The organism is Robertmurraya mesotrionivorans, from assembly GCF_050971805.1.
Taxonomy (GTDB): domain Bacteria; phylum Bacillota; class Bacilli; order Bacillales; family Cytobacillaceae; genus Robertmurraya_A.
Window position 1 is genome coordinate 1 of record NZ_JBPCCH010000015.1, and the last position, 26,180, is coordinate 26,180.

Here is a 26,180-nt window from a genome sequence, read left to right on the forward strand (position 1 = left end):
AGATCCATATTTAGGTTAAACTGTAAATGAGTCATTTTTATTCCTCTTTTCTATGTTTATCGTGGTTGTTAAACATTGTAGCCAAGAGAGAATAAAATGACTCTATTCTTTTTACACAATTATACGGACCTAATCAACAAATCTTTAAAATCGCAAATAAACACCTAAAAGGAAGGAGCTCGAAGGGAAAAACAGCCGAAAATTCGGTTAAATGGTCCTCTAGAGTACTAAAAAGTACTGTCCTTAATGTAATTCCGGTCAGTTTTATTACGATATTGTCCTTTATTTCATCTTCTTCCCTTATAGCAATAAGGTATAATAAGACTACAAAATTTTTTGTAACCAAGAGATTGAATTTAGTAAGGATAATAATTATAGCAAGGCCGATGAAGAATTCCACCGGATTATTGCCTTGAGTGCTGAAAACCCTGTTGTGGAAGGTATGATTGACTCCTTGATTATTACTCACAGAAAAATTGATAGTGAAATTAAAGTGAGACAAAGGGAATTAACGGTGGAGCATCATAAAGCCATATACCAAGCGCTTGTAAATAGAGATCCGATGGAAGCATTTCAGAAAATGTACCTGCATTTAGAGTATGTTAGAAAGAAAGTACTAAGCTACCACGGTCAAGAGCTGTAACAAGCTTTTGATCGTGGGGCTTTTTTTAATAGGTACAGCCTATTAATCCCTCCTAAAATATCAATTAGTCTTATGCTTTTGACGGGATTATAATTACTTTATAGAACTTGTGAAGTATTGAGCAACATGAGTCAAAATATGTGAATGATTGAGCAAACATTATAGGAGGGCTAAAAAAATGTCAAATTACGAAAAGCTTTTTTCACCAATAACGATTCAAAGAATGACGTTGAAAAACCGTATTGTTATGCCTCCAATGGGAACAAATTTTGCAGGGCCGAACGGAGAAATCACAGATGAACATATATCGTATTACGAGCAACGAGCAAAAGGTGGAACAGGATTAATTATTCTTGAAAATGCGTGTCTGGCGTTTCCACTCGGATCAAACGGAACGACACAGCTAAGAATTGATGAAGACCGATTTATTCCAGGCTTATATCGATTAACAGAAAGATTGCATAAGCATGGAGCATGTGTGGCGGTTCAGATCAACCATGCTGGAGCGTCTGCTGTACCTGATCGGATTGGTGGTCAGCCGGTGTCATCTTCTAATATCCCATCGAAGACAGGTGGCGCGATTCCGAGATCTCTTGAAAAGGATGAGATTTTAGAAATCGTGAATCAGTACGGGAAGGCAGCCAAGAGAGTAGTGGCAGCAGGTTTTGATGCGGTAGAAATTCATGCAGGACACTCGTATCTTCTTTGCCAATTCTTATCTCCTGTGTACAACAAGCGCACAGATGAGTTTGGGGGAAGTTATGAAAACCGTGCAAGAATCGTTCGAATGGTGATTGACCGTATTCGTGAAGAAGTGGGTCCATTTTTCCCAATCAGCTTACGATTTAGTGCGGACGAATTTGTAAAAGGTGGCAACACGTTAGAAGATACGTTAAATATCCTTGAGTACCTAAGTGAAGGAGTAGATATTTTTAATGTGTCTGCTGCGCTGAACGATACGCTTCAATTCCAAATTGACCAGATGAACCTTCCTGATGGCTGGCGTTCTTATATGGCAAAGGCAGTAAGAGACAAATTCGCTAAGCCCACGATTGCAACAGGAAATGTTCGTAATCCACAAATAGCTGAATCGATTTTACAAAATGAAGAAGCCGACCTAATCGGGATGGGACGTGGCTTAATTGCGGAGCCGAACTGGGTCAAGAAGGTTCAAGCGGGTGAGGAAGAATTTTTAAGAAAATGTATTTCTTGTAATATTGGCTGTGCAGGACATCGTATTGCTTTGAATCGTCCGATTCGCTGTACGATCAACCCGGATTTATTCCATGGTGATGACTATAAGGAAAGAGAAATCTCTAGACCGGTGAATGTAGTAGTCATCGGTGGTGGAACAGCGGGACTTGAAGCTGCTTGTACCGCAGCAGAGGTTGGCTGCACAACGATTCTTTTTGAACAGAAGCCTTATTTAGGTGGATTAGCGAGAGAAATTTCAAGACTACCAGAGAAGAAGAGAATCGAAGACTTCCCTAATTATTTGGTAAAACGAAGTGAAAGATTACCAAACTTAATTCCTTTTACAAATACAAAGGCAGATATACAGCTAATCGCAAGCTATAAGCCAGACGTAATCGTGAATGCTACTGGATCAACGCCTCTTCTTCCGCCAATCAAAGGGCTTCACGAGCATATTGATCAGCCGAATGGAAAGGTGTTCTCGATCTTTGGATTACTAAAACAGGTGGATTCTTTTAATGAGTTTATTGGCAAAAAGATAGCGGTTATCGGTGGCGGGGCTGTTGGCTTGGATGTGGTTGAGTTTTTCGCTGAAAGAGGAGCAGAAGTGACAATGGTCGAAAGAATGCCACTCGTTGGGAAAGACTTAGACCATATTACGAGAATCTCCATGATGACGATGTTAAAAGAGAGACATGTAGATGTACGAGTAGAAACTTCCCTAATGGAAGTAGCGGAAGATCATTTCAAGGTTTCGTACGAGGGTGTTGAGTCGACCATTGAATTTGATTACGGGTTTGTCTGCTTAGGAATGAAGTCAGAAAATCCAATTCTCGCCGACCTTCAATCATATTTTCCTCATATTGAGGTTCTTAATATTGGCGATAGCTGGGGAGTTCGGAAAATACTTGACGGTGTAAGAGAAGGAAGGAATATCTTAACCGCCCTTGAAAAAATCGGAGCGTTACCGACAGAGGAGATTGAAGAAAGAATCCCGGTTTTTGCATAAGAGAAATAGCATCATAAATAACACAAAAACGCTTGGGGGGCAGTTCATAACCAAGCGTTTTTTCATTATGGATATTTTCAGCTCTCTTTAGCTTAATAAAGCGTCCATTCTAGAAGTGGTTGATTTGTTAAGCATCATATATTAACGTCACTCAAATCGGGATTAGTATTACGTACTTTTAGGTTTTGAATGGAGCATCGTCTCTTGCCATTTATAATAGACATAAATAATTAGGGAAAAAAAGACAAATAGTAAAAACCGCCTCCATGGAGTAATGGTAACCAACTCATAGATATTTAAAACTTCTTGAAACAAATAATGTAAAGGAAAAACAGCAAACATGAAGTCTATGATGATGTTAGTAATAAGATATTTCCAGAACTTCCCGTATGTAAAATGAAAAACCCATAAAGCTATCACTGGAAAGGCACCAAATACACCAGAAACAAATAAGGGTTTTAACCACGGAATAATCGTTTCATGAATTACCCAATGATTTTGATTATAGGCGACCACATTATAAATAATCATTAAATATGAGGCACAAAATGCTGCAGGCATATAGCGTTTAATATTTTCCTTCTTAATTAAAAATAGTGTGAACCACGGAGCAATTAATATAGTCCATAATAATATTTTATTTAGCAAAGTAATCAACCTCTTTTATTGCATTATTTCATTCCCTCTAAGTATTATCCTTAAAGAAGAATCGGATTATACAAAGGTTCACAATAAGGGTGGACTTTTTTCTGTATATTCGAATCTTTTTTGCAGTTTCCTCGTAATACTATCAGTAAGGAAAGTGGGGTGAGTATATGTCAAAAACAAGACGAATGATGGTAGGTATTACATCAACGGCTCTTGTCCTAGGAATGGCAGGTTGTGGATCGGGTACGGAGGAGTACACGTATACAGAGGATATTCCTGATCCGCCAGAGGATTCAAGCTGTTCAGATTGGGAATGGGATGCTGAAGATGGTGTATGGGAATGTGATGATTACGATTCGAATTATTATGGGCACTATTTTTATGGCGGTCGCTATTACAAAGGAAAAAGTGCTCTTTACGCAAGTAAGGATTATACCTCATACAAAAACAGCTCTTCCTTTAAAGGAAGTACGTCAAGTGGAACCGTGAAAAATAGTACGGGATTTGGAAAGGGATCGACGAGCTCAGGAGGGTAATGCTAAGTCCGATTTTAGAAAGGGAGATTATACATGAACTTATATTTAAATTTTGCCTCTTATTTAGGAGTGGCAGTCCTTCTGATGGTTGCAGGGATCATTTTATTTATGTTTAGTACACCGAAGCTTAGGGAGTTCAAGCTAATCGCTGAAAAGAACGTATCAGCTGCCCTTTTGCTTGGAGGAAAAGTGATTGGTTTAGCGATTGTACTTGGTGCGGCCGCTGAATATTCGGTTTCTCTAGTGGATATGGTGATTTGGGGTGCCATTGGAATCATTGCTCAAATTATTGTGTTTATTTTAGCTGAGGTGATTACGATTCGATTTAGCATTGCAAAGGCGATTGAAGAAGATAATCGTGCAGTCGGAGTGATGTTATTATCCTTATCACTAGCTATAGGAATTATGGTTGCGAAATGTCTATCGTACTAAAAGGGGACAATTATGAAACGATTAACGTACTATCTTGATAAGGGAAATGACGAGTATACCCCGCTATATGAATATACGACTGCAACAGTTGGTGTGGATGAGCTATATGCTAGGCAGCTTTGCACGTACTTTATTATGCGTGGAAGACAGTATGAGCTATTTTCTACGGAAATGGATGGAGACGAAGAACAGTTAATCATCAGAGATAAGGGGAGAAATCCGCATGTCTTAGATGAGAAAGGCTACCATGGAAAAGGTCTACATATAGAGATTCGTAGATTTCGAGAGGCAGAGAACTACAAGCTCCTTACCTCGCTCCCGTGTGATAGCCATTTTGATGTGATTCGTTATTTGTTAAAGGACATTGTAGATGTACCTGGGCTAGGATATAAGCAAGTAACCTCTACGGAGATTGATGAAGATCGAGGGGTCTATGTGTTGTATGTGAAAGAGGTTGGAGAGGATTCGGAGTGATGAGGAGTTATCAGGAAAAAAGAGGCCATTTTTACAAGGGCATCAAGGATTTTTGGGCAGATTTATATGGGGAAGAGTATGCTCTTTATGACATGCATATGTTTGGAACATCAGAAGTCGATCACATTCGTCTTGTAAGTAACCGAGTGGGTCATATTTTCTTCAAGGTGTGCCGATTGTTACGTGAAGTGCCTAATGAAACCCTTCTTGAAATGGGCTTTCCCAATGAAACACTTTCCTTTCTCCGAATAAAAACGCATCAAGCTGAGAGTGTGATTTCTCGGCTTGATCTCATCCCAACAGATGATGGATACAAGTGTATTGAAATAAATGCAGATACACCGACTTTTATTAAGGAGCTATTTGCGGTCAATGGGGAGGTTTGCAGAGAGTTTTCTGTGGAAAATCCAAATGACAAGATGGAAGAACGTCTCCGTCAAGCCGTTAGAAGTAGCATTATGGAGGGGCTCGAGGGAAGAGGGCTGATTACACCGAATATCGTTTTTACTGCACATGACGACAATATTGAAGATCGTGAAACCGTAATATATCTTCAACAATTGTCAGGACTTCCTTCTAAATTCACGCCGCTTCATCAACTTCAAATACAAAAGGGAATCGGTCTCTTTGATGAAGAGGGAAGAAGAATTGATGTACTTTATCGCCAGACCTTCCCGATTGAGAACTTAATCTCTGATCTAGATGAGGAGAATAATCCGATTGGATTGTGGCTATTAGAGCTTATTGAACAGGGCAAACTCGTGTTCATCAATCCTCCCTCTGCCTTTTTACTTCAAAATAAAACGGTACAGGCCGTTATTTGGGGTCTGCATGAGGAAGAGCATCCCTTTTTTACGATAGAAGAACATGAATGGATTGAAGCGTATTTCCTTCCCACATATTTAGAAGAGGTGCCCTTTTTACAAACTCATCAATCGTATGTAAAAAAGCCTTCATTTGGAAGAGAAGGGGATACGGTTGAGATCTTTAAGAGCAGCGGGCAATTAGCACATGCAAATACCGAACGCAATTATACGAATTATGTTGCTGTTTATCAGAAGTACGTGGAGTCCCAAACCGTTAGCTTCCACAGTGAAAAAGGCATACAAAAAGGAAAGTTGTTAATTGGCAGTTTTCTACTGAATGGGAAGTCCGCTGCACTAGGTTGCCGTGTAGGAGGGGAAATTACGAATAATCTTTCGTATTATCTGCCAGTTGGGGTGAAAGGAGGAAACTAGACGTTGTGGATTTTACACCAAATATATTCGAAAATGTCTAAGTTAAGCTTAACGCATGCTGGAATACTGGCAATTCTCCTTATTATTGTAAGTAGCGTTACGATGAGAATACTAGAGCCGGAGACCTTCCCTCGATTTATTGACGCTCTTTGGTGGACAATGACCACGCTTGTCACGGTTGGCTATGGTGACTTCTTTCCGGTAACAGATGCAGGACGAATCTTTACCATGCTCTTAATCTATACCTTTGGAATTGGAGCCATGGGGATTATTATTGGGAAGATTTTCGAAAGCCTTAGCAAATACCGGAAACTGAAGGAGGAAGGGAAATTGACTTATACAGGGAAAGGTCATTACATATTAATTAGTCCTTCCAAGGAAAAGCTTGAGAAGGTGATGGGTGAGATTTTTACGAGTGAACGAACAGGAGATATCGTTATCGTGGATCATGCTGACAAGCTACCGCTCGAAGATGATCGGCTTCATTTTGTAAGTGGAAATCCAGCAGAAGAAGAGGTATTGATGAAGGCCAATATTTTAGAGGCGAAATCAGTGGCCATTTTTTCAGATGACCGAAATGACCACGCTGAGTACTCTGATGGAAAAACCCTTTTAACCGCTTCCCGAGTCGAACATATCTCTAAAAAGTTTGATCGAAATATTTATACGATTGTTGAAGTGAAAAAAGATAATCATATCAACTTATTCGAGCATGCCAAGGTCGACGAATTCATTCTATCTAATGATTCGGTTTCTCGATTAATGGCTCAAGCAGCGATCAATCATGGCTCGAGTTTATTGTTCAAACAAATGCTGAGTAATACAGATGGCGACAATATTTATGAAATACAAGCCAAGCCTGAGTGGAAGACCTATAAGGACGCGGCAATGGAGCTGTTCGATAAGGGAGCGACTCTATTATCAGATGGAAGCTCGCTTGATGTGGCGAGGCGTCATAAGGAGAATATCCCTGAGGGTTCAAAGCTGTTTATTATTTGTGATGATGAAACATACCGTAAGATAGTTCGATAAAGAAAGGCTCACTCCCAATGAATGAGGAGTGAGCCTTTTATATTTACATCCAATTCACATATTGGCCTACTTCTATATGAAACTTTGAGATCGTTCCAGGAGGGAGCTCGAGAACAGAATGTGCTTGTTTGATTGGAAGCACGAATTTCCAAGGTTTTAAGTGTTCTACTAAATGAACCACCCTATGATGTTGATCGAGGAAAACGGCGTCGATCGGAAAATGCATAAAGCACATATGAATGGAGTTACAAGGTGCAATCCACAAACCTTCCTCATGCAACGGCTGCTTTCGAAACATCAAGCCTTTTAACCTAGTACCAAATGACTGAGCTTTCCTTATAGAATAAGGAATCGTTTTGTATAGATCACTCTTTTTCACTACATACACCTACATAACCCCCTAAGAACCGACGTTAATTTAGTAGCTAATTTTATTATAGTTTCTCAGATTAGTGAAAGTTGTCGAAAAGTAGTTGATATAAATAAAACGATAGAGTTTTTATTTGTTGAAAAACCTCACATAAAACAAAAATAAACAAATTTACTATTTTTATATTCAAAAACAAACAAACATGTATTATAATGAAATCAGAAAATAACAAATAGTAAGCGGAGGTAATCGGATGGTTAAGAACAATTGGGATGTAGAAGCAGCTAGTCAGGTACAAAAAGGGGTAGAAGAGTTAGTTTATCGTTCAAATCTAATCGGATCAGATCGTGCCGTATGTAACTGGGGTGGCGGCAATACGTCTATGAAGACAGTGGAGAAGGATTTCCGTGGACGCGACGTTGAAGTGATGTGGGTAAAGGGAAGCGGGTCAGACTTAGCTACAATGAAAGCGCATAATTTTACTGGTTTAAATCTTGAGGATATTCGTCCGTTATTTGAGCGTGACGAAATGTCAGATGAAGAGATGGTTGCGTATCTTTCACATTGCATGATTGATAGCAAACATCCAAGAGCATCGATTGAAACATTATTGCACGCATTTTTACCATATAATCACGTAGATCATACGCATCCAGACTCGATCATCAGCCTTTGCTGTGCGGACAATGGGAAAGAATTAGCAGAAGAGATCTTTGGGAATCGTTTTGTTTGGGTACCTTATATCCGCCCAGGTTTCACACTTTCAAAAATGATTGCAGAAGGCGTGAGAAATAATCCAAATGCAGAGCTTGTGTTAATGGAAAAGCACGGTCTTGTTACTTGGGGTGAAACATCTGAAGAAGCTTATGCAAAGACGATTCAAATCATTAACGAAGCAGAGCAATTTATTAATGATCGTTTAAATGAAGAGACGATTTTTGGTGGAAAACAATATGAATCTCTTAGCGAAGAAGAAGCTACTAGCTTACTAGCAAAAGTAATGCCTGTGATTCGCGGGGCAGTTAGCGAAGAAAAGAAGATGCTTTTAACTTATGACCGTGGCGAGGATGTATTACAGTTTGTAAATAGCCGTGATGCGAAGGAGCTTTCTCAAGTTGGGGCTGCATGTCCTGATCACCTTGTTCATACAAAGCGTGTTCCTCTTTATATTGATTGGAATCCACAATCTGGGGATGTGGAAGCACTTATTTCAGCCATTAAAGAAGGGGTAGAAAGCTTTAAGGCTGAATACAAAGAGTATTTTGACCGTAACAAGCATGAAGGCGACAAAATGTTTGAGCCAGCACCACGTGTGATCCTGATTCCTGGGGTAGGTATGGTGAATACAGGGAAAGATGTGGCGAACTCTCGTGTAAGTGGAGCGTTATACCACCGTGCCATTTCTGTTATGAAAGGGGCAACCACACTTGGACAGTTCGTTTCATTAAGCGAGAACGAATCGTACAATGTTGAGTACTGGCCATTAGAATTATACAAACTCTCTCTTGCGCCAGCGGAAGCAGAGTTTTCTAGAAAGGTAGCATTTGTAACAGGTGGAGCAGGTGGAATCGGAAGTGAAACATGCCGTCGCTTTGTTTCTGAAGGTGCACATGTCGTTGTTGCTGACTTAAACCTTGAAGGAGCAGAAAAGGTAGCAGCCGAAATCAATGAGACATTTGGGGCAAACCGCGCACTTGCTGTGAAAATGGATGTAACCAATGAAGAGGCGGTTCAAGCTGCTTTCAATCAAACAGCATTAGCATTTGGTGGCGTGGATATTATCGTGAACAATGCAGGACTTGCTACTTCTAGCCCAATCGATGAAACAACTCTACAAGAGTGGAATTTAAACATGAATGTTCTTGGAACTGGTTATTTCCTTGTTGCTCGTGAAGCATTCAAGCAAATGAAAGATCAAGCAATTGGTGGAAGCATGGTGTTCGTTGGTTCGAAAAATTCGGTGTACGCTGGGAAAAACGCAGCAGCTTATAGCTCAGTAAAAGCGCTTGAAACACACCTTGCTCGTTGTATTGCTGCGGAAGGTGGAGAGTACGGCATTCGTGTGAACTCTGTTCTTCCAGATGCGGTGTTACAAGGATCTGCCATTTGGGGATCTAGATGGCGTGAAGAGCGTGCAGCAGCATACGGCATTGAGCCAGATCAATTAGAAGAACACTACCGCAAGCGTACGACATTACTAGTTAACATTTATCCGAAAGATATTGCAGAATCTATTTGCTTCTTCGCTTCATCTAAATCAGATAAGACAACAGGATGCATGATTACCGTAGATGGTGGAGTACCAGCTGCATTTACAAGATAATTTGAATGATATGAAAAAAGATAGTAGGGATTGAATCTCCTTACTATCTTTTTATTAGAAATTTTAGTAAAAAATTGTCGATTTAAATCAGAATAAAGTCAGGAATACTCCTGATCGAGTTCTTGGAGTCAAGAAGCACTGATGAACGTATTTCTGTCTTTTTGAGAAAAGTGTTTCATATGCAGGTTTATTAATATGTCTAACTCCTGACTACACTTTAGGGTTTGATAACTATTCATACCTGTTTCAGAAGCTACTTCAACCATTTTCTTCTTCTTTTTATCTATTTGATTTAATAGTAATAATTCAAGAGAAATATTGTTCATGGTAAGTAAACTCCTAGTCAATAAATTTAGTAATTCTTTAAAATAATTATACTAGATTTTAATCATTTTGAAATAGAATCGACAAACGTTACCAAACAAAGACAAAATTCTATGCTAGATTTTTGTTTTTTATTGTTTGTAAGCGAATACATTGGGTTGTGGAGTATTTTTAGGAGTTGAAGGGGGCATTAGTATGGAGTTTTTATCACCTATTAAAGCAGCAAAAAAAGCAAGAGTTGGATTATATACGATTGGTCTGCAGGCTTATTGGGAACAGTTTGAAGGGTTGAAAGAAAGATTGATTGAATACGGTAGCTTTATTGAAAAAAAGATGAGTGTGTACGCGGAAGTCTTTAATTTTGGGTTGGTAGATTCGGAGGGAGCAGCTAGACGTGCTGGGGAGTGGTTCAACGAGAAAAATGTTGATCTTGTGTTCTGTCATTCAGGTACTTACTCAACAAGTTCTGCCATTCTTCCTGTTCACCAAATTTGTAAGGCACCAGCCGTAATTCTTAATTTACAACCAACCGAACGAATCAATTATGAGTCGACAACTACAGGAGAATGGCTTGCTCATTGTGGTGCCTGCCCGACTCCTGAAATCGCCAATGCGTTCAACCGGAGTGGCATTCCCTTTCGACTGGTGAATGGTTTGCTTGGACTTGATTACACACCAGCGATTTCTTTGACGAATGAGAACACGAGTGAACGAAAAGAAGCGGTGGCTGCTTGGAATCAAATTACCGAATGGGTTCGAGCAGCTGCGGTTCCTCGCACATTACGACATAGTCGTTTCGGTTTTTTAGGAAACACATATAGCGGAATGCTGGATATGTATAGTGATTTTACAATGATTCAAGCACAAACGGGCCTTCATGTAGAAGTGATAGAAATGTGCGATTTGAACCGTATTCTTCAAGATGTAACTGCCAATGAGGTAAAACAGAAAATTAATGAGGTAACTACTTTCTTTGAAATCAGTGGAGATTCACCGTCCGATCCAATTGCGAAAAAACCAAATCAAGAACAGCTTGAATGGTCATGTAAGGTTGCTGTTGCTCAAGAAAAGTTAGTGAAGGAATTCGACCTCGATGCGCTCACGTATTATTATCATGGAGCACCTCATAGTGAATATGAGAAACTTCAGTCAGGTTTCATCGTTGGTCACTCATTGTTAACAGCGAAAGGGATCCCTTGTTCAGGTGAGGGTGACTTAAAGACTGCTATAGCTATGAAAATATGCGATATTCTTGGGACAGGTGGAAGCTTTTCTGAAATTGTCGTAGTGGATTATGTCGATGAAACCATTTTACTCGGACATGATGGGCCGTTCCATTTAGCTATTTCAGAGGGAAAACCGATCCTTCGTGGAATGGGACTGTACCATGGAAAGCAGGGATCGGGAGTTAGTGTGGAAGCAAAGGTCAAAACGGGAGCGATTACCACACTAAATGTCACGCAAACCGGGGACGGAAAGTTAAAGATAATTGTCAGCGAAGGAATGTCTACAAACGGTCCTATCATGCGAATCGGGAATACGCAAACACCAGTAAAATTTAAGGTGCACCCGGACGTTTACCTGGAGAGATGGTTTCAAGAAGCGCCAACTCACCACTGTGCGATGTCCATTGGAGAAAATGCCTCCATATTTAAAAAAGTCGGGGAGTTAATGGCTTGTCATACAGTCGTATTATAAAGGAGGTTATGAAACATGGAATCTAGTAAAAAATTTGCATGGACATGGGAGATTAGAGAGGAGTGTTTGGGAGAATATGTAAAAATGCACTTAGAACCATGGAAGGAGGTTCTCGAGGAACATAGCAAAGCAGGTATAACAAACTATTCCATTTTTCAAAATGGAACACAGTTTTTTTATTGCTTTGAATGTGAAGATGTAGAAGCTGCCTTTGCTTATATAGCAAAGAGTGAGGCGTGTAATCGTTGGAATGCAATTACTTCAAAAATGGTAAAAGGATCTTTCGATTTTAAAGAAGCGGAACCGATACAACCTTTACGAGAGGTATTTTATTTAAAATAGTCCGAAAGAGAGGCTGATTTGGACAGGAAAGTTGATGCGAGTGAGTTCTGAGTCCGAAAGAGAGGTGGATTCGGACAGCAAAGTTGATGCAAGTAATTTTTGAGTCCAAAAGAGGGGTAGATTCGGACAGCAAAGTTGATGCAAGAATTTTTGGAGTCCGAAAAAGGGGCTGATCCGGACAGCAGAGTTGATGCAAGTAATGTTTGAGTCCGAATGAGGGGCTGATTCGGACAGCAAAGTTGATGTAAGTAATGTTTGAGTCCGAAAAAGGGGCTGATCCGGACAGCAAAGTTGATGCAAGTAATGTTTGAGTCCGAAAAAGGGGCTGATCGGGACAGCAGAGTTGATGCAAGTAATTTTTAAGTCCGAAAAAGGGGCTGATCCAGACAGCAAAGTTGATGCAAGTAATTTTTGAGTCCGAATGAGGGGTAGATTCGGCCAGCAAAGTTGATGCAAGTAATTTTTGTGTCCGAATGAGGAACTGAATAGGACATCGAAGTTGATGCAAGTAAATTCTGAGTCCGAAAGAGAGACTGAATCGGTCAGCAAAGGCCTCGATAACCAACTCAGAGTCTAACTGACAGCCTGATTTGACAAGCAAAGAAAAAAGGTGTTCAAAATAGAGAACACCTTTTTCTTAGTAGTGTAAACAAGGATAGGCTATGCTAAAATGAAAGAAATTAGATAGAAAATTATGAATATATAGATCTCTAAGGGGGAAGAGAGAATGGCAAGAAGGACGATGACGCTTGTTGGTTTGTTTATTCTTGTCTTTGTAAGCGGTTGCACCACCAACAACAAAGGTGAATTTGAAGTGGTTTATTCTAAAGGGGATGTAAAAGGAGAGACAGAAAATATTGAGGAACGTCAGTATACGATCGCAGTTGTACCTAAGCTTGTGAATATTCCTTATTTTAATGCAGTGGAAGAAGGGGCATTAGAGGCGGGGGAAGAACTTGGTGTGAAAGTCATTTATGAAGGTCCGACAGTAGCTGATTCTGCCCAGCAAATCAAAGTAATTGAAGAACTTATCAACCAAAAAGTCGATGTGATCGCCGTTTCGGCTAATGATCCAGACAAACTGGTTCCCGTATTAAAAAGAGCTCAAAGAAAGGACATAAAGGTGATCACATGGGACTCTGACACACATTCGGACTCTAGGGAATTTTTTATTAATATGGTGAACCCGGAAACGTTGGGTCGACATCTTATGGACACGCTCGCATGGAATGTGGATGAAAAAGGGGAATTTGCGATTATTACTGGTTCAAAATCAGCTGCCAACTTAAATGTATGGCTAAATTGGATTAAGGTCCAACAAAGAGATTATTACCCAAATATGAAGCTGGTTGAAGTGGTTGCCTCTGATGATGATCCACATAAAGCGTATATGCTAGCAAAGGATCTGCTAGCGAAGTATCCGAATCTAAAGGGGATTATCGGGAATTCTTCCGTTGGCCCACCTGCAGCTGCTCAAGCAGTGAAGGAAGAAGGAAAGATGGGAGAAGTGGCCGTTGTAGGCTTGTCATCACCGAACCCAATGAACGAATACTTAAAGGTTGGTGCCGCACAAGTGGTGACTCTCTGGAGTCCGAAAAAATTAGGGTATTTAACAGTCGCCCTAGCAACGAATCTAGTCGATGGGGTCCACCCCTCTAATCAACAAGATGTACCTCAGGTAGGGAGGATACACGTCATAGAAGATACGGTGATTATGGGTGAACCAATGGATTTTACAAAGGAAAATGTGGATCAATATGACTTTTAAGTGGAGAAGCTTTAAGAACTATCGCTTAATGACCAAACTAATCTTTACGTACATGCTGCTAACGGTTCTTCCCATGAGTCTCATTGGGTATGTTGCCTACTCTCAATATACGAAGTCGATCGAGGAACAGGTGGGTGAGTATATCCCAAAGGTCCTTGATCAAGCAAATGAGAGCATTGATTACTATTTAGCTGACGTAAAACAACTTCCAGATCTTCTGTACAACTCCAATCAAGTCATCGAGGTGCTAAGAAAAGATTCCTATCAAAATAAATCATCCTTGCTGCAAGATCGCTTTATCGTAAATAGTTATTTAACACGCACCTATATTAATGGAGAGGCGGATGTGTTAGGCGCGTTTATTTTATCAAAAAATCGCTTGTTTGAAAGTTCGAAGATTCCTTATTCGGGCTTTGAAGAGGATATGCTTCCGTTCGGACAAGATTTGGAATTAAAAGGGAAACAATCCTTTCTTTTGCCAAGTCAGGTGCCATTATCATTCAAAGGAAATCCCCCTTATATTCTATTAATGAGGCAAATAACAGATACAGAGAATCGGATGAACCTCGGAACGATGTTTATTGCCGTCGACTTAAGCTTTATGAGCAATGTGGTTGAAAATCTAGAGACGGTTAATAATGCTGATTTGTCTCTTTTAAGTGAAGAAGGTCAAATGATCTATCATACCGATTCGGAAAAGATTGGTTTAATGGATGAGGAGTTTCAAAAATATCCTGAGATTAATGGAAGTTTTCGAACAACGGGAGAAGAGGAAAATCGTCTGATCAGCATTAGTCGAGCTGGGCCAGATGGCTGGGTGTTACTACATAGTGTCAAATTGAAAAATTTAACCGAACGAACGGACCTTGTCCGAAATGCGACCATCATTGTTTTTCTTGTCATTATTCTTCTTGGGACACTCATTTCTGTTTTTTTAGCATGGACAGTGTCACGTCCTATTCATCGATTAACTCATCAAATGAAGGAAGTCGAAAAAGGAAATTTCGAGGTGGATGTAACGAGTAATAGTTCCGATGAAATAGGGATGTTAGCGAAAAGCTTTCATTCCATGGTGACAAAAATTAAAGACCTGATACGGTTAAACTATCAAATCAAGCTTCAGCAGAAAGAAGCGGAGCTATATGCGCTACAATCGCAAATCAATCCACACTTTATGTACAACACATTAGAAACGATTGGAATGGCGGTAGAGGAGGGGGAAAATGAAACGGTTGTCGACATGGTATCAATTCTTGGACGAATGCTTCGTTTTTCCATTAGCAATAAAGAGAAAGTTGTTTCCATTGATCAAGAAGTACAGCATATGAAAGATTACTTGACGATACAAAAAATTCGTTTTGAGGACCGAATTGAGTTTTCTATTCAAGATCATATGGATACGAAGAGGTTTGTAACTCCGAAATTCATTCTTCAGCCGATCGTTGAAAATTGTATGAAGCATGGACTGGATCATTCTCATCATTTTAAAGTGGAAATCTTAATAGAAATAAAAGACCAAGAGGTTCATTTTACAGTAAAAGATAATGGTCCTGGAATCAATGAAAACGTAATGGCTGAATTGAATAAATATTTACAAATGGATCCAATGGGTCGAAGAGATTCGAAGTTTGGCCTTATCAATGTTCATGGTCGAATCACGATGATGTTTGGCGAACAATATGGACTTCGTGTAGAGAGTAAGGGAGGTATTGGGACGGAGGTAACGATCCGGATTCCTTTGCTTCCAATTGATTTGCTAAATGAGGGGGAGAGGGCAAATTAGAAAGATACTAACACTTGTTGTGGATGATGAAAATCGAATTCGCAGGGGAATTGAACGATTAGTTCAAAGTAATGAAGATGATTTTCACGTTGTTGGAAGTTTCTCAAGTGCGCTAGAGTTACTGAATGCATACGAAAAAGAGGCGTTTGCCTTTGATTTATTAATTACAGACATTAAAATGCCAGGAATGGATGGACTGGATTTAATTGAGACATTAAGAAAACGGGCTTCCTTTGAAGCGGTTGTGATCAGCGGATTCAATGATTTTAAATACTTACAAACGGCAATCCGTGCCGGAGCCATTGACTATTTGGTAAAACCGATAGTTAGGGAAGATTTCAAAGAGCAGTTAGGGAAGGTAAAAGCAAAAATTAAACAAAAATGGCTTGATGAAGAGAAAAACGAAGAAATCGATACAGAACTCCTCTTTCTAAAGCAAAGCCAACAGCTAAGTGAGCTAACAAAAGAAAGGGAAATAGATTTATCGGAGCTCGAGTGGACGAAGAAGTTTACGTATGGTGCTTACAATCTCTATTATCTAGCCTTGGACCAATCGCATGAAAATGGATCCTTTGAGGAATGGAAGAATGCTGTTGAGAATACGATTCACGGGGTATTCAAAAAGAAGTGTAGGTATTGGTTTTGGAAAGGAGAAGAGTCAACGTTTTGGATTCTTACAGAAGGTGATGAAGGGGAGCAGGATGTCGCAAGAGAACTACAAATTCAGTTGAAACAGTCTGTATCCTCTACGCATACTTTGGCCGTAAGTGATGAATTTCAGGATGTATCCCTCATTTCTTCCATGAAGAACCATTTACAAACGCTCATGCAACTTCGGTTATTATATGGTGGAAATAAAGTCTTTACGTTTTCTCAACTTCAGCAATTAACAGCTGTAAAGGGCAAAGAAATAAAAGGCTTGGATTTAGTCATCAGTAAAATGGTTCATTCCTTGGAAGGAGAAAGGGAAGCGGAGGCCTTTGACTTATTACAGCAGTACTTACTTGAGCTAAAAAGTCTTTCGTCTCCTCAAGATATAGAGAAGTATATACAATCTCTTTCTGTTCAACTGGTCAACGTTCTCTTAAAGGATTCTAGTAATAAAGGAGATGTTAGCCTTATCCAAGAAGCAATCCAATTCACTAGGAAGGCAACAAGCTTTTCAAGTTTACGAGATGAACTGTCTAGATGGCTGACAACAATCTTTCAAATAAGGAAAAATAGTATCCAGCAAAATGAAATTGATCCGGTTCATATCGCGAAGAAGTGGATTAAATTACATTTGGGTGTAAATATCACCATCGAAAAGATCGCTCGTGAGATCCCGATGAATCCTACGTATTTTTGTGAGTATTTTAAAAATCAAACTGGAGAGACCATTCTAGATTATGTAACCAAAACAAGGATAGAAAAGGCGAAAGAGCTCCTCGTAACAACGGACCTTAAAATCTATGATATTGCAGAGCAAGTTGGGTACGCAGATACAAAGTATTTTAGTAAGTTATTTAAAAAGTACTATGGCGAAGTCCCATCTAAATTTAAAGACAAAGTAAAAACAGAGTCGTAAAAAACCTCCTTGACGGGAGGTTTCAGATTGTAGACAATCAACGAAAACGACCTTCATCGGGTCTATGAACGTCAAAATAAGCTTCATTATTAACGAAAACGAACTTCATCAGGTTAATGAACGTCAAAATAAAAGGGATCAAAAGTGGTCTCGATACATTAAACCTCCTTAACGGGAGGTTTTTTCATTTTTACAAAAACTCCCGAAGAATATCCCCCCTACCCGAAGATTCTCTCCTTTTCGCTTAGGAGGGGAACAAGTAAGCTATATGTAAGCGTATACAAGAACACGAAGTTAAGAGGTATTGATCATAGAGAACGAATAGGGGTTAGGAGTGAACGACATGTCTGATTTTGTTCTTGAACTGAGAGGGATTACGAAGACCTTTCCAGGTGTAAAAGCACTTGATAATGTTCAATTTCAGTTAGGACCGGGAGAGATTCATGCATTAATGGGGGAAAATGGAGCGGGAAAATCGACTTTTATCAAGGTCATTACTGGCGTTCATCAGCCAGATGAAGGGCAGATGTTCCTTAATGGAAAAGAGGTCAATTTTAAAAATCCAACAGAAGCGCAAAAGGTTGGAATCGCTGCCATCTATCAGCATGTGACATGCTACCCTGACTTAAGTGTGACGGAGAATATTTTTATGGGGCACGAAAAAATACAAAAAGGAACAAGAAGAATTCGATGGAAGGAAATGCATGAAGAAGCAAACCGATTGTTAAAAGAATTAGGTGCAAGCTTTGATGCCAAAACCATTATGGGAACGCTCAGTGTTGCACAGCAGCAGATGGTTGAGATTGCAAAAGCCTTGTCCACCCATGCGAAAATTATCATTATGGATGAACCAACAGCAGCCTTGAGCCGAAACGAGAGTGAAGATCTTTATCGAATAACGGAGAAGTTAAGAGATAGTGGGTCATCGATCATCTTCATTTCGCACCGGTTCGAGGATATGTACCGATTGGCAAGCAAGGTAACCGTTTTTAGAGATTCCAAATATATCGGCTCTTGGGGTGTTCATGATATTTCCAATGAAGACTTAATTGTCGCAATGGTTGGAAGAGAAATAAAGCAGCTGTTTCCAAAGGTGGAGGCTACTATTGGACCCGAAGCCCTAAGAGTCGAGGGATTAGGGAAAGCAGGCTTTTTTGCAGATGTCTCCTTTGCGCTTCGTAAGGGGGAAATCCTTGGAATAACCGGACTAGTGGGAGCAGGACGAAGCGAGGTATGTCAAGCCATCTTCGGTGTAGAGCCTGCAGACAAAGGGAAGATTTTTGTGAAAGGGGTAGAAACAACCATTCAAACTCCGCTTCAGGCGATGAACAAAGGAATAGGATACTTGCCTGAGGATCGGCAACAGCAAGGCCTCATTCTTTCATGGGGGATTGATAAAAATATTACCTTATCCTCCTTGCCTTTAATATCAAAAAAAGGCTGGATGAATCGGAAGAAAGAAGACGAGTATGCTAATCATTTATCAAAAAAAGTGAATGTGAAAACACCTAGTGTGGCCAACTTGGTTAGCTCTCTTTCAGGGGGGAATCAGCAAAAGGTGGCTGTGGCAAAGCTACTTATGACGGGGTTGGACATTATTATCCTTGATGAGCCTACGAAAGGTGTCGATGTTGGAGCAAAGTCTGCCATCTATGAAATTATCAGCAATCTTGCTGCACAAGGATACGGTGTCATTATGGTTTCGTCGGAGATGCCAGAAGTCATCAGTATGAGTGACCGAATTCTCGTTATGAGAGAGGGAAGAATTACGGCAGAAATTCAAGCAAAGCAAGCGACACAAGAAGCGATTCTTGAAGCAGCGATGGCGAGTAAGGAATCAACAGAAGGTCAATCGCTTGAGGCATCTGGCTTATAAGGGGGGAGAAGTATGATTGCAAATAATGGACAAAAAGGAACGCTCATAGAAAATATAGCAAAGTTCCGTGAGGTCGGATTACTCGGCTTCATTATTATCCTATCGGTCGTCATTCAATGGAGAAATTCAAGCTTTTTAACATTGGAAAACATAAATGACATGATTACGAATACGGCAATCTTAAGCATTCTTGCTGTGGGAATGATGCTCGTTATTATCACAAGAGGAATTGATCTATCTATCGGGGCAACTCTTGCTTTATCTGGAATGATTGCTGCTTTAACTGTTGGAGCTTTTCCTAATTTGAACCCAATCTTGGCCATTTTATTAGGAACTTTTGTTGGGTTGGTCAGTGGGGTCATCTTAGGAGCGATTATTTCAAAGGGAGGCGTTCTTCCCATCATCGCGACGCTGGGGATGATGTATATCTTCCGTGGTCTTACCTTTATGGTGAGCGGTGGACAATGGGTGAGTGCTCATCAAATGCCAGATAGTTTTAAAGGCATAGCAACGGGTTCCTTTTTAGGAATCAATAATCTTATTTTAATAGCTGTACTCATTTATGTAGCATTCTACTATTTTATAAACCATACAAGAACGGGCAGACAAATTTATGCGGTAGGGAGCAATCCTGATTCCGCAAAAATAAGCGGTATTAACCATGATAAGATTATCTGGCTTGTTTACACGATCATGGGTGGTCTGTCTGGTTTAGCTGGAGTGTTGTGGGTATCGAAATTCGCTTCTGCTCAAGGAGATACAGCTTCAGGTTATGAGTTAACGGTGATTGCTGCATGTGTTCTTGGGGGAGTAAATATTGCGGGAGGATCGGGGAAAATCTCAGGAATTATTTTAGGCTCCGTACTAATTGGGATTATGAATAATGCCCTTCCTTTAATCAATGTTTCTCCCTTCTGGCAGACAGGAATACAAGGGTCCATTATCCTCATCGCTGTTGTATTAAATGCCCTTGTAAAACGAGGAGTAGACATGAATGCTCTCATGAGGAGGAGAATCTAACAATGGATCAGGTAAACAAAAAACCATTTTCATGGAAGGGCTTCTTCCTGCAGTGGGAATGGATGCTCATCCTATTGTTTCTAGTTGTTAATGTCATTAATACGAATCTATCACCCTTCTATTTAGATAGTGTTGGTTTACGGGATGCAACCATGACGTTCCTTGATAAGGCATTTATGGTATTTCCGATGGTTATGATTATGATTTTGCGTGATATTGATATTTCTGTTTCATCTACAGTAGCTTTGGCTTCTGTAGTAATGGCTCATTTGTATACCTTAGGTGTTCCAATGGAGTTAGCGGTTGTGATTTGCCTAGCGGTAGGAGCGATTTGTGGTCTGATTAACGGACTGCTGATTGTAAGGTTTAAGGAGCTTTCAGCTGTTATTGTTACTCTTTCAACGATGATTATCTATCGCGGAATTGCTTATATCATTTTAGAAGATCAATCAGCAGGTTCTTTCCCTGAATGGTTTGGATTCTTAGGATGGGGATATATTGGCGGCGTTCCGTTTATCTTGATTGCCTTTGTTGTGATGGCTGTGCTGTTTGGTTTATTGCTTCACAAAACGACATTTGGTAGACGAATATACGCCATTGGAAATAATCCAACAGCCAGTCGTTTCTCTGGTGTGCAAGTGGATAAAATCAAAATAATTGTTTTTACGCTTGCTGGTGTGATGGCAGCTATTACGGCTCTTTTTTTAACATCAAGAATGGGCAGTACAAGACCCAATGTGGCGCTCGGATATGAGTTAGATGTGATTGCGATGGTGGTGTTAGGTGGGATTAGTACTGCTGGTGGAAAAGGAAAAATGATTGGTGCCATTATCGCTGTTTTCCTCATCGGATTTTTACGATATGGACTGGGACTGATCAATATGCCCGCACAAGTGCTAATGATCATCATTGGACTGTTGCTCATTGTAGCAGTAATGGTTCCAAATCTGAAGCCAAAAGCGAAGGCAAAAGGGAAGCAACCGAAGAGTCAAGATCAACAGATCGCTGGATAAATACAATGCAGTCAAAGACTGTTTGTAGATAAATAACACCATATAAAAAAGGGGAGAAAAGAATGAAAAAGCTTTTACTTGTATTTACCTCTATTTTTCTAGTGTTCTCCATGCTTGCGGCTTGTTCGCAAACGTCCTCAAACGAAGGATCTAGCGATTCAGGAAGCAAGGATGGCAAGAAACGTTTCGCGATTGTATTTAAAAACACAGGTAACCCTTATGGGGAAAAACAAATGGATGGGTTTAAGCAAGCCATTGAGGCGCTTGGACATGAAGCGATTTTAAAAGCTCCAGACCAGCCAACTGCTGAAGCGCAAATTCAAATGATTGAAGAGCTAATCTCGCAAAAAGTGGATAGCATTGCGATTGTAGGAAATGATCCAGATGCTCTTCAACCGGCCTTGAAAAAAGCGATGGACCAAGGCATTAAAGTTCTTTCCCTTGACTCGGCTGTTAACGCACAAAGTCGTATGGTTCACGTAAACCAAGCAGACCCTGTTGCGATTGGTCGCGTTCAAATTGAAGCCATTTCTGAAATGATTGGCGGAAAAGGACAAATTGCTGTACTTAGCGCAACCTCTCAAGCAACGAACCAAAATGCTTGGATTGAGCAAATGAAGGAAACATTAAAGGATCCAAAATATAAAGATATTGAACTGGTAAAAGTGGCATATGGTGATGACTTAAGAGACAAGAGTGTGTCTGAAACAGAAGCCTTGTTAAAATCATACCCAGATTTAAAAGGAATCATCGCACCTACAACAGTTGGGATTGCGGCTGCTGGAAAAGTATTAACGGACAAAGGCTTAAAGGATAAGGTTCACTTAACTGGTCTTGGATTACCTAGTGAAATGGCAGAGTATATTGAAAGCGGTGTCTGTGATTGGATGTACCTATGGAATCCAATTGATGTAGGATACTTAGCAGGATACGCAGCGGATGCGCTTGTAAATGGGTCGATTTCTGGAGAAGTAGGAGACAAATTTACAGCTGGAGACCTTGGTGAGAAGGAAGTAGTGGAAGACGGAGACGGCACACAAATCATGCTTGGCGATCCGTTCAAATTTGATGCTAGCAATATTGCTGAGTGGAAAGAAGTATATTAATTTTGGTAAGGGCTTACAGGTCATGTCTGTAAGCCCTTCTTTGTTTTGGAGACGAAAAATTAATTGACTAAGGTCGTGATAGCAAAAAAACATTGGTATCAGCAAATAAATCTCTGGAATCGCAAATAAGTTTTCAGGATAGCAAATATATTTCTAGAATCGCAAATAAAATTTCAGAATCGCAAATAAACACCTAAAAAGGAGCTCGAAGGAAAACAATTTTGTTCAAAAGTGATTGAATTCGGGTTAAATGGCTCTCTAGAGCACCAAAAAATCTGTCCAAATGTAATTTCGAACAGATTTTTTATTGAAAAAAACGATAGCATTCCCAAAATCTATGTATTATAGTTACTTAAAAAAGATTCGACAAACTTCTTCGCTCAAAAGGTGATGATAAAATTGAAAGCGCTTATCAAGAAAGTTAAAAACGAAAAATATCGCTATAGAAATTTCATCTTAATTTTGGCTCTTTCCATTGGTCCTTTAATGGGCCTAGGATTTGTTTCTTTTAATATTACGAAGAATCTATTAATCGAGAATCAGACTTCCACCATTCAAAATCATTTAGAAACGTCGAGTGAGGTAGCAGACTTATTATTTCGTAACATCATTAATATGGAGCGGATCATTACATGGAATAAGGATGTCCAGAAAGAATTGAAGGAAAGTGTTACGCTTGATGTGGCTGGTGGGAGGTTAGTAGACAACGGGTCCCTTCGTCGATTACAGGATCATATTGCTAGCAGTTTTATAGATACTCAGGATATCGAATCGGTTTGTATCTTTAATGTGGAATTTCAAGGTATGTGTTATGGAAAGTCGGAAAGCTACGGGCGGTATGGAAATGGTGGCTTTCACGAATATATACAAGATACAGATTGGTATAAAGAAGTTGTAAAGAAAGATGGGAAGGCGATCTTTTACGGATATAATGTGCTCCAAGGAAATAAATCGGCTAACACGTTTTCCTCTGTCAAATTATTGAAGGATCCAGGGGAGTTTTACGATCCTGCCACTACAGGGATATTAGTGGTGAATATAAACAAATCGATTTTTTCAAGAGTATTTAAAAAGAGTGAGGATAGTGCCTTCCTTATTTTTGATCATGATCAGGGAATCATGCGTGATGTGTATCGATATTCAAGTTCCTTTCAAATAAGTGAGCAATCGGAATCTCCTTTGGAGGACTTGAAAAAGGAAGGATATATTGTCACAGACTACAAGAATCGCATTACGGGTTGGACTTTTTCACACGTGATTAATGAAAAGGAACTATTAAAGCAGTCGAACCAAATTAGAAACGTCACGATTTCCATCGCATCAGTCATCGCCATTGTTGCGTTTGTTTTCTCTTTTTTATTATCGGAAACTCTATCAAATCCTATCATGAGGTTACGAAAAATGGCAGCAGAGTGGACAAGTGGTCTCCTACAAGCATCGGAATCAGATACCCCGACAGATGAAATCGGAGCCATCGGGCAGACTTTTCAAAAAATAACGGGTGAGAATAAAGCGTTGAATGAGGAGTTAATCCGTGCGCAATTAAAGGAAAGAGAGGCAGAGCTTAGAGCCTTGCAAGCGCAAATTAAGCCGCATTTCCTTTATAACACTCTTGATTCTATGTATTGGATGGCGTCGCTAGAAAACAATCATGAAGTAGCAAAGATGGCTGTGGCCCTTTCTGAAACCTTTAAGTTAAGCTTAAATAATGGGAAGGATATGATTCCTGTCTCAAAAGAACTGGAGCATATAAAACACTACCTAACGATTCAAAACCTACGATTTAATCACCGCTTTATGTATGTGGAGGAAGTAGATCCACTTCTACTAGATAAAGAGATTCTTAAATTACTTCTTCAGCCATTAGTCGAAAATTCGATCTATCATGGCCTTGAGCCTAAGGTAGGAAAAGGAACGATTACATTAACCGGTCGCCTCGAGGACGGTTGGGTTCTTTTCACGGTTGAGGATGATGGAGTAGGAATTGAAGATCTCGATGTAACCAGAACGGGTTATGGCATGCAAAATGTGAGAGAGCGTTTATTCCTCTGTTATGGAGAAGAGAGTGAACTTACCGTTACGAGTAAAGTTAACGAAGGGACAAAAGTAGAAATTCGTTTTCGAGAGCATAAAGGGGGTCAAGAGCTTGCGGAAGGCAGTCATTTTTGATGATGAATTTATCGTACTAAAGGGTCTTGAACGAATGATTGATTGGACTGAGTATGACGTTGAGTTAGTGGGAACTGCTGCTGATGGAGAAGAGGCGCTGAAAATCTTTCACGAGCATCGACCAGATATCGTTTTTACAGATATACGAATGCCAGGAAAAGACGGATTACAAGTCATTGAAGAAATCTTAAAGGAAGCACCTGAGACGCAATGTATTGTGTTCAGTGGATTCAATGAGTTTGACTATGTGAAAAAGGCCTTAAGGCTAGGTGTAGTAGATTACTTAGAGAAGCCAATTACGATACCTATCATCAAAGAAGCCTTAGAAAAAACACTCAGCCGAATTTCTCAACAAGAAACGGTCAATTCGTTAAAAGACAACAGGCAGAAAGAAAGGCTAGAAAAGGAGACACTACATTTATTACTAGGAAAAGGTGATGCGGTACAGTGGGGAGAGCTTTTTGGTCAAGGGGGAAAAACGCTTGAAGGGGTAACCGTTCTGGCCCTTTCCTCACCAGTTCAACTGCCTGAACCGATCAATGGTCATCGAATGATACCTCTCCAAAATGGAATAGAGAATCTGTTGGTACTTTGCCATTTGGTAAAGGAGGAAGAAAGCCTTTGGGCAACCTTAAGGAAATGGTCAGAAGAGTCTGGAGTGACAGTGGGCTCGGGAAAAACGTATTTCAATCTACTAGACATCCATAAAAGTTACCATGAAGCCCTTCATGCCCTTAGATACGCGCAGTTTATGAACGAACTAGACTGGTATCGTTCTGAGGATATTGGAGAACATCCAAACTATAGCACCGACTTATCGAAACATGAACAAGCCGTCATGTTCCATATCCGAACAGGTGATAAAGAGGGATTATTGGAACAGTTGAATACTTTAATCAGTCAAATAGAAAGCAGGCGGCTTCATCCGGACGTCATTGAGCGGGATATCCTAAAGTTAGTTTATCTAGGTTTAGAGGTATTAAAAGAGACCGGGTGTGACCCAAACAAGACATGGCCTAACTATATGCCTCATCTTGATATTCGCAAGCGGCAAACAAAGGAAGACATGTTCGCTTGGGTTTTCGATCAACTGGAGAAGATCATGGACGCTTCTATTAATATTCGCTCTACTTATAAGCATGAAGCGGTTGAACGTGCTTGTTCCTTTATACAAGCGAATTTTACTAGAGATCTAACCCTCCAGGATGTTTCAGAGCATGTGGGAATGAACGCAACCTATCTTAGCCTCTTATTTAAAGAAGAGATGGGTGAGTCGTATATCAAATACTTAACACAGTTACGAATGGAAAAAGCAAAGCAGCTCTTGACGGAGGGGAAAAAAGTAGCTGAGGTAAGTGAGTTAGTTGGTTATCATAGCTATAGACATTTCTCCGAGCTTTTTAAAAAGCATGTCGGGATCAAGCCAGGTCAATTTAAGGAAATAAAATAGTCTTGTTCTATGGAACAGGACTTTTTTATGTACGAAAAATTCATACATAAAGGCTGTTTTCGGAAAGATTGTTGTTAAAATCTTAAAGCCGATTTTAACGTAGAAATAGTTATTTTGCGCTTAGAATTTAGTTTGCAGGTCGCTTTTCTTAATTAAATAATGCCA

General features: G+C 39.9%; 21 protein-coding genes and 1 pseudogene. 19 read left to right on the top strand and 3 right to left on the bottom strand.

Going from position 1 to position 26,180, the window contains the following annotated elements; translation table 11 throughout:
• Positions 1-346: 346 nt before the first annotated feature.
• Positions 347-643: pseudogene (locus ACRX5O_RS18755) on the top strand (FadR/GntR family transcriptional regulator); the annotation flags it as partial.
• A gap of 178 nt (positions 644-821) precedes the next feature.
• Complete coding sequence (locus ACRX5O_RS18760; protein WP_433907351.1) at positions 822-2,846, top strand: oxidoreductase; 2,025 nt, start codon at positions 822-824, stop codon at positions 2,844-2,846.
• A gap of 168 nt (positions 2,847-3,014) precedes the next feature.
• Here ACRX5O_RS18760 and ACRX5O_RS18765 read toward each other — a convergent pair whose 3' ends face one another.
• Entirely contained in the window at positions 3,015-3,494 is a 480-nt protein-coding gene (locus ACRX5O_RS18765; protein ID WP_433907352.1) for a hypothetical protein, read from the bottom strand.
• A 167-nt stretch (positions 3,495-3,661) separates the two neighbouring features.
• Here ACRX5O_RS18765 and ACRX5O_RS18770 point away from each other — a divergent pair, with 167 nt between their 5' ends.
• The 5 genes from ACRX5O_RS18770 to ACRX5O_RS18790 are packed head-to-tail and all read left to right on the top strand — an operon-like array spanning position 3,662 to position 7,206.
• On the top strand, positions 3,662-4,030 hold the full coding sequence (locus ACRX5O_RS18770; protein ID WP_433907353.1) for an aminotransferase yhxA: 369 nt from the start codon (positions 3,662-3,664) through the stop codon (positions 4,028-4,030).
• 33 nt (positions 4,031-4,063) lie between these two features.
• Positions 4,064-4,462 (top strand): DUF350 domain-containing protein, encoded by a 399-nt coding sequence (locus ACRX5O_RS18775; RefSeq protein ID WP_433907354.1) that lies wholly within the window; start codon positions 4,064-4,066, stop codon positions 4,460-4,462.
• 12 nt (positions 4,463-4,474) lie between these two features.
• Positions 4,475-4,936, top strand: a complete 462-nt coding sequence (locus ACRX5O_RS18780) for an RNA helicase (protein ID WP_433907355.1) — start codon at positions 4,475-4,477, stop codon at positions 4,934-4,936.
• Positions 4,936-6,174, top strand: coding sequence for a glutathionylspermidine synthase family protein (locus ACRX5O_RS18785; RefSeq protein WP_433907356.1), 1,239 nt, complete (start codon positions 4,936-4,938; stop codon positions 6,172-6,174). Before ACRX5O_RS18780 ends, ACRX5O_RS18785 begins: the two co-directional genes overlap by 1 nt.
• Before the next feature lie 3 nt (positions 6,175-6,177).
• The gene (locus ACRX5O_RS18790) at positions 6,178-7,206 is read left to right on the top strand and encodes a potassium channel family protein (protein WP_433907357.1); all 1,029 of its coding nucleotides are present in this window, start codon (positions 6,178-6,180) and stop codon (positions 7,204-7,206) included.
• A gap of 43 nt (positions 7,207-7,249) precedes the next feature.
• Here the strand turns inward: ACRX5O_RS18790 and ACRX5O_RS18795 are convergent, their stop codons facing one another.
• Entirely contained in the window at positions 7,250-7,594 is a 345-nt protein-coding gene (locus tag ACRX5O_RS18795) for a DUF192 domain-containing protein (RefSeq protein WP_433907358.1), read from the bottom strand.
• A 235-nt stretch (positions 7,595-7,829) separates the two neighbouring features.
• Here ACRX5O_RS18795 and ACRX5O_RS18800 point away from each other — a divergent pair, with 235 nt between their 5' ends.
• Positions 7,830-9,899, top strand: coding sequence for a bifunctional aldolase/short-chain dehydrogenase (locus ACRX5O_RS18800; RefSeq protein WP_433907359.1), 2,070 nt, complete (start codon positions 7,830-7,832; stop codon positions 9,897-9,899).
• Between the two features lie 128 nt (positions 9,900-10,027).
• On the opposite strand, the gene ACRX5O_RS18805 is transcribed toward ACRX5O_RS18800, so the two are convergent.
• Entirely contained in the window at positions 10,028-10,225 is a 198-nt protein-coding gene (locus tag ACRX5O_RS18805; protein ID WP_433907360.1) for an aspartyl-phosphate phosphatase Spo0E family protein, read from the bottom strand.
• 193 nt (positions 10,226-10,418) lie between these two features.
• Here ACRX5O_RS18805 and ACRX5O_RS18810 point away from each other — a divergent pair, with 193 nt between their 5' ends.
• The 11 genes from ACRX5O_RS18810 to ACRX5O_RS18860 all read left to right on the top strand — a co-directional run bounded on the left by ACRX5O_RS18810 (position 10,419) and on the right by ACRX5O_RS18860 (position 26,015).
• A complete protein-coding gene (locus ACRX5O_RS18810) occupies positions 10,419-11,921 on the top strand; it encodes an L-arabinose isomerase family protein (protein ID WP_433907361.1) in 1,503 nt (500 codons plus the stop codon).
• Between the two features lie 15 nt (positions 11,922-11,936).
• The gene (locus ACRX5O_RS18815) at positions 11,937-12,263 is read left to right on the top strand and encodes an L-rhamnose mutarotase (RefSeq protein WP_433907362.1); all 327 of its coding nucleotides are present in this window, start codon (positions 11,937-11,939) and stop codon (positions 12,261-12,263) included.
• A gap of 727 nt (positions 12,264-12,990) precedes the next feature.
• Complete coding sequence (locus ACRX5O_RS18820) at positions 12,991-14,031, top strand: autoinducer 2 ABC transporter substrate-binding protein (RefSeq protein WP_433907363.1); 1,041 nt, start codon at positions 12,991-12,993, stop codon at positions 14,029-14,031.
• On the top strand, positions 14,021-15,814 hold the full coding sequence (locus ACRX5O_RS18825) for a cache domain-containing sensor histidine kinase (RefSeq protein ID WP_433907364.1): 1,794 nt from the start codon (positions 14,021-14,023) through the stop codon (positions 15,812-15,814). Before ACRX5O_RS18820 ends, ACRX5O_RS18825 begins: the two co-directional genes overlap by 11 nt.
• Positions 15,792-17,381 (top strand): response regulator transcription factor, encoded by a 1,590-nt coding sequence (locus tag ACRX5O_RS18830; protein WP_433907365.1) that lies wholly within the window; start codon positions 15,792-15,794, stop codon positions 17,379-17,381. The genes ACRX5O_RS18825 and ACRX5O_RS18830 overlap by 23 nt, the downstream gene beginning before the upstream one ends.
• A gap of 343 nt (positions 17,382-17,724) precedes the next feature.
• Positions 17,725-19,257, top strand: a complete 1,533-nt coding sequence (locus tag ACRX5O_RS18835) for a sugar ABC transporter ATP-binding protein (protein WP_433907366.1) — start codon at positions 17,725-17,727, stop codon at positions 19,255-19,257.
• 12 nt (positions 19,258-19,269) lie between these two features.
• Complete coding sequence (locus ACRX5O_RS18840; protein WP_433907367.1) at positions 19,270-20,277, top strand: ABC transporter permease; 1,008 nt, start codon at positions 19,270-19,272, stop codon at positions 20,275-20,277.
• A 2-nt stretch (positions 20,278-20,279) separates the two neighbouring features.
• Positions 20,280-21,290: an ABC transporter permease gene (locus ACRX5O_RS18845; RefSeq protein WP_433907368.1), complete on the top strand. Its 1,011-nt coding sequence runs from the start codon at positions 20,280-20,282 to the stop codon at positions 21,288-21,290.
• Between the two features lie 62 nt (positions 21,291-21,352).
• Positions 21,353-22,396, top strand: coding sequence for a rhamnose ABC transporter substrate-binding protein (gene rhaS, locus ACRX5O_RS18850; protein WP_433907369.1), 1,044 nt, complete (start codon positions 21,353-21,355; stop codon positions 22,394-22,396).
• A 399-nt stretch (positions 22,397-22,795) separates the two neighbouring features.
• Positions 22,796-24,565 (top strand): sensor histidine kinase, encoded by a 1,770-nt coding sequence (locus ACRX5O_RS18855; protein WP_433907370.1) that lies wholly within the window; start codon positions 22,796-22,798, stop codon positions 24,563-24,565.
• On the top strand, positions 24,543-26,015 hold the full coding sequence (locus ACRX5O_RS18860; RefSeq protein ID WP_433907371.1) for a response regulator: 1,473 nt from the start codon (positions 24,543-24,545) through the stop codon (positions 26,013-26,015). Before ACRX5O_RS18855 ends, ACRX5O_RS18860 begins: the two co-directional genes overlap by 23 nt.
• The last annotated feature ends 165 nt before the right edge of the window (positions 26,016-26,180 follow it).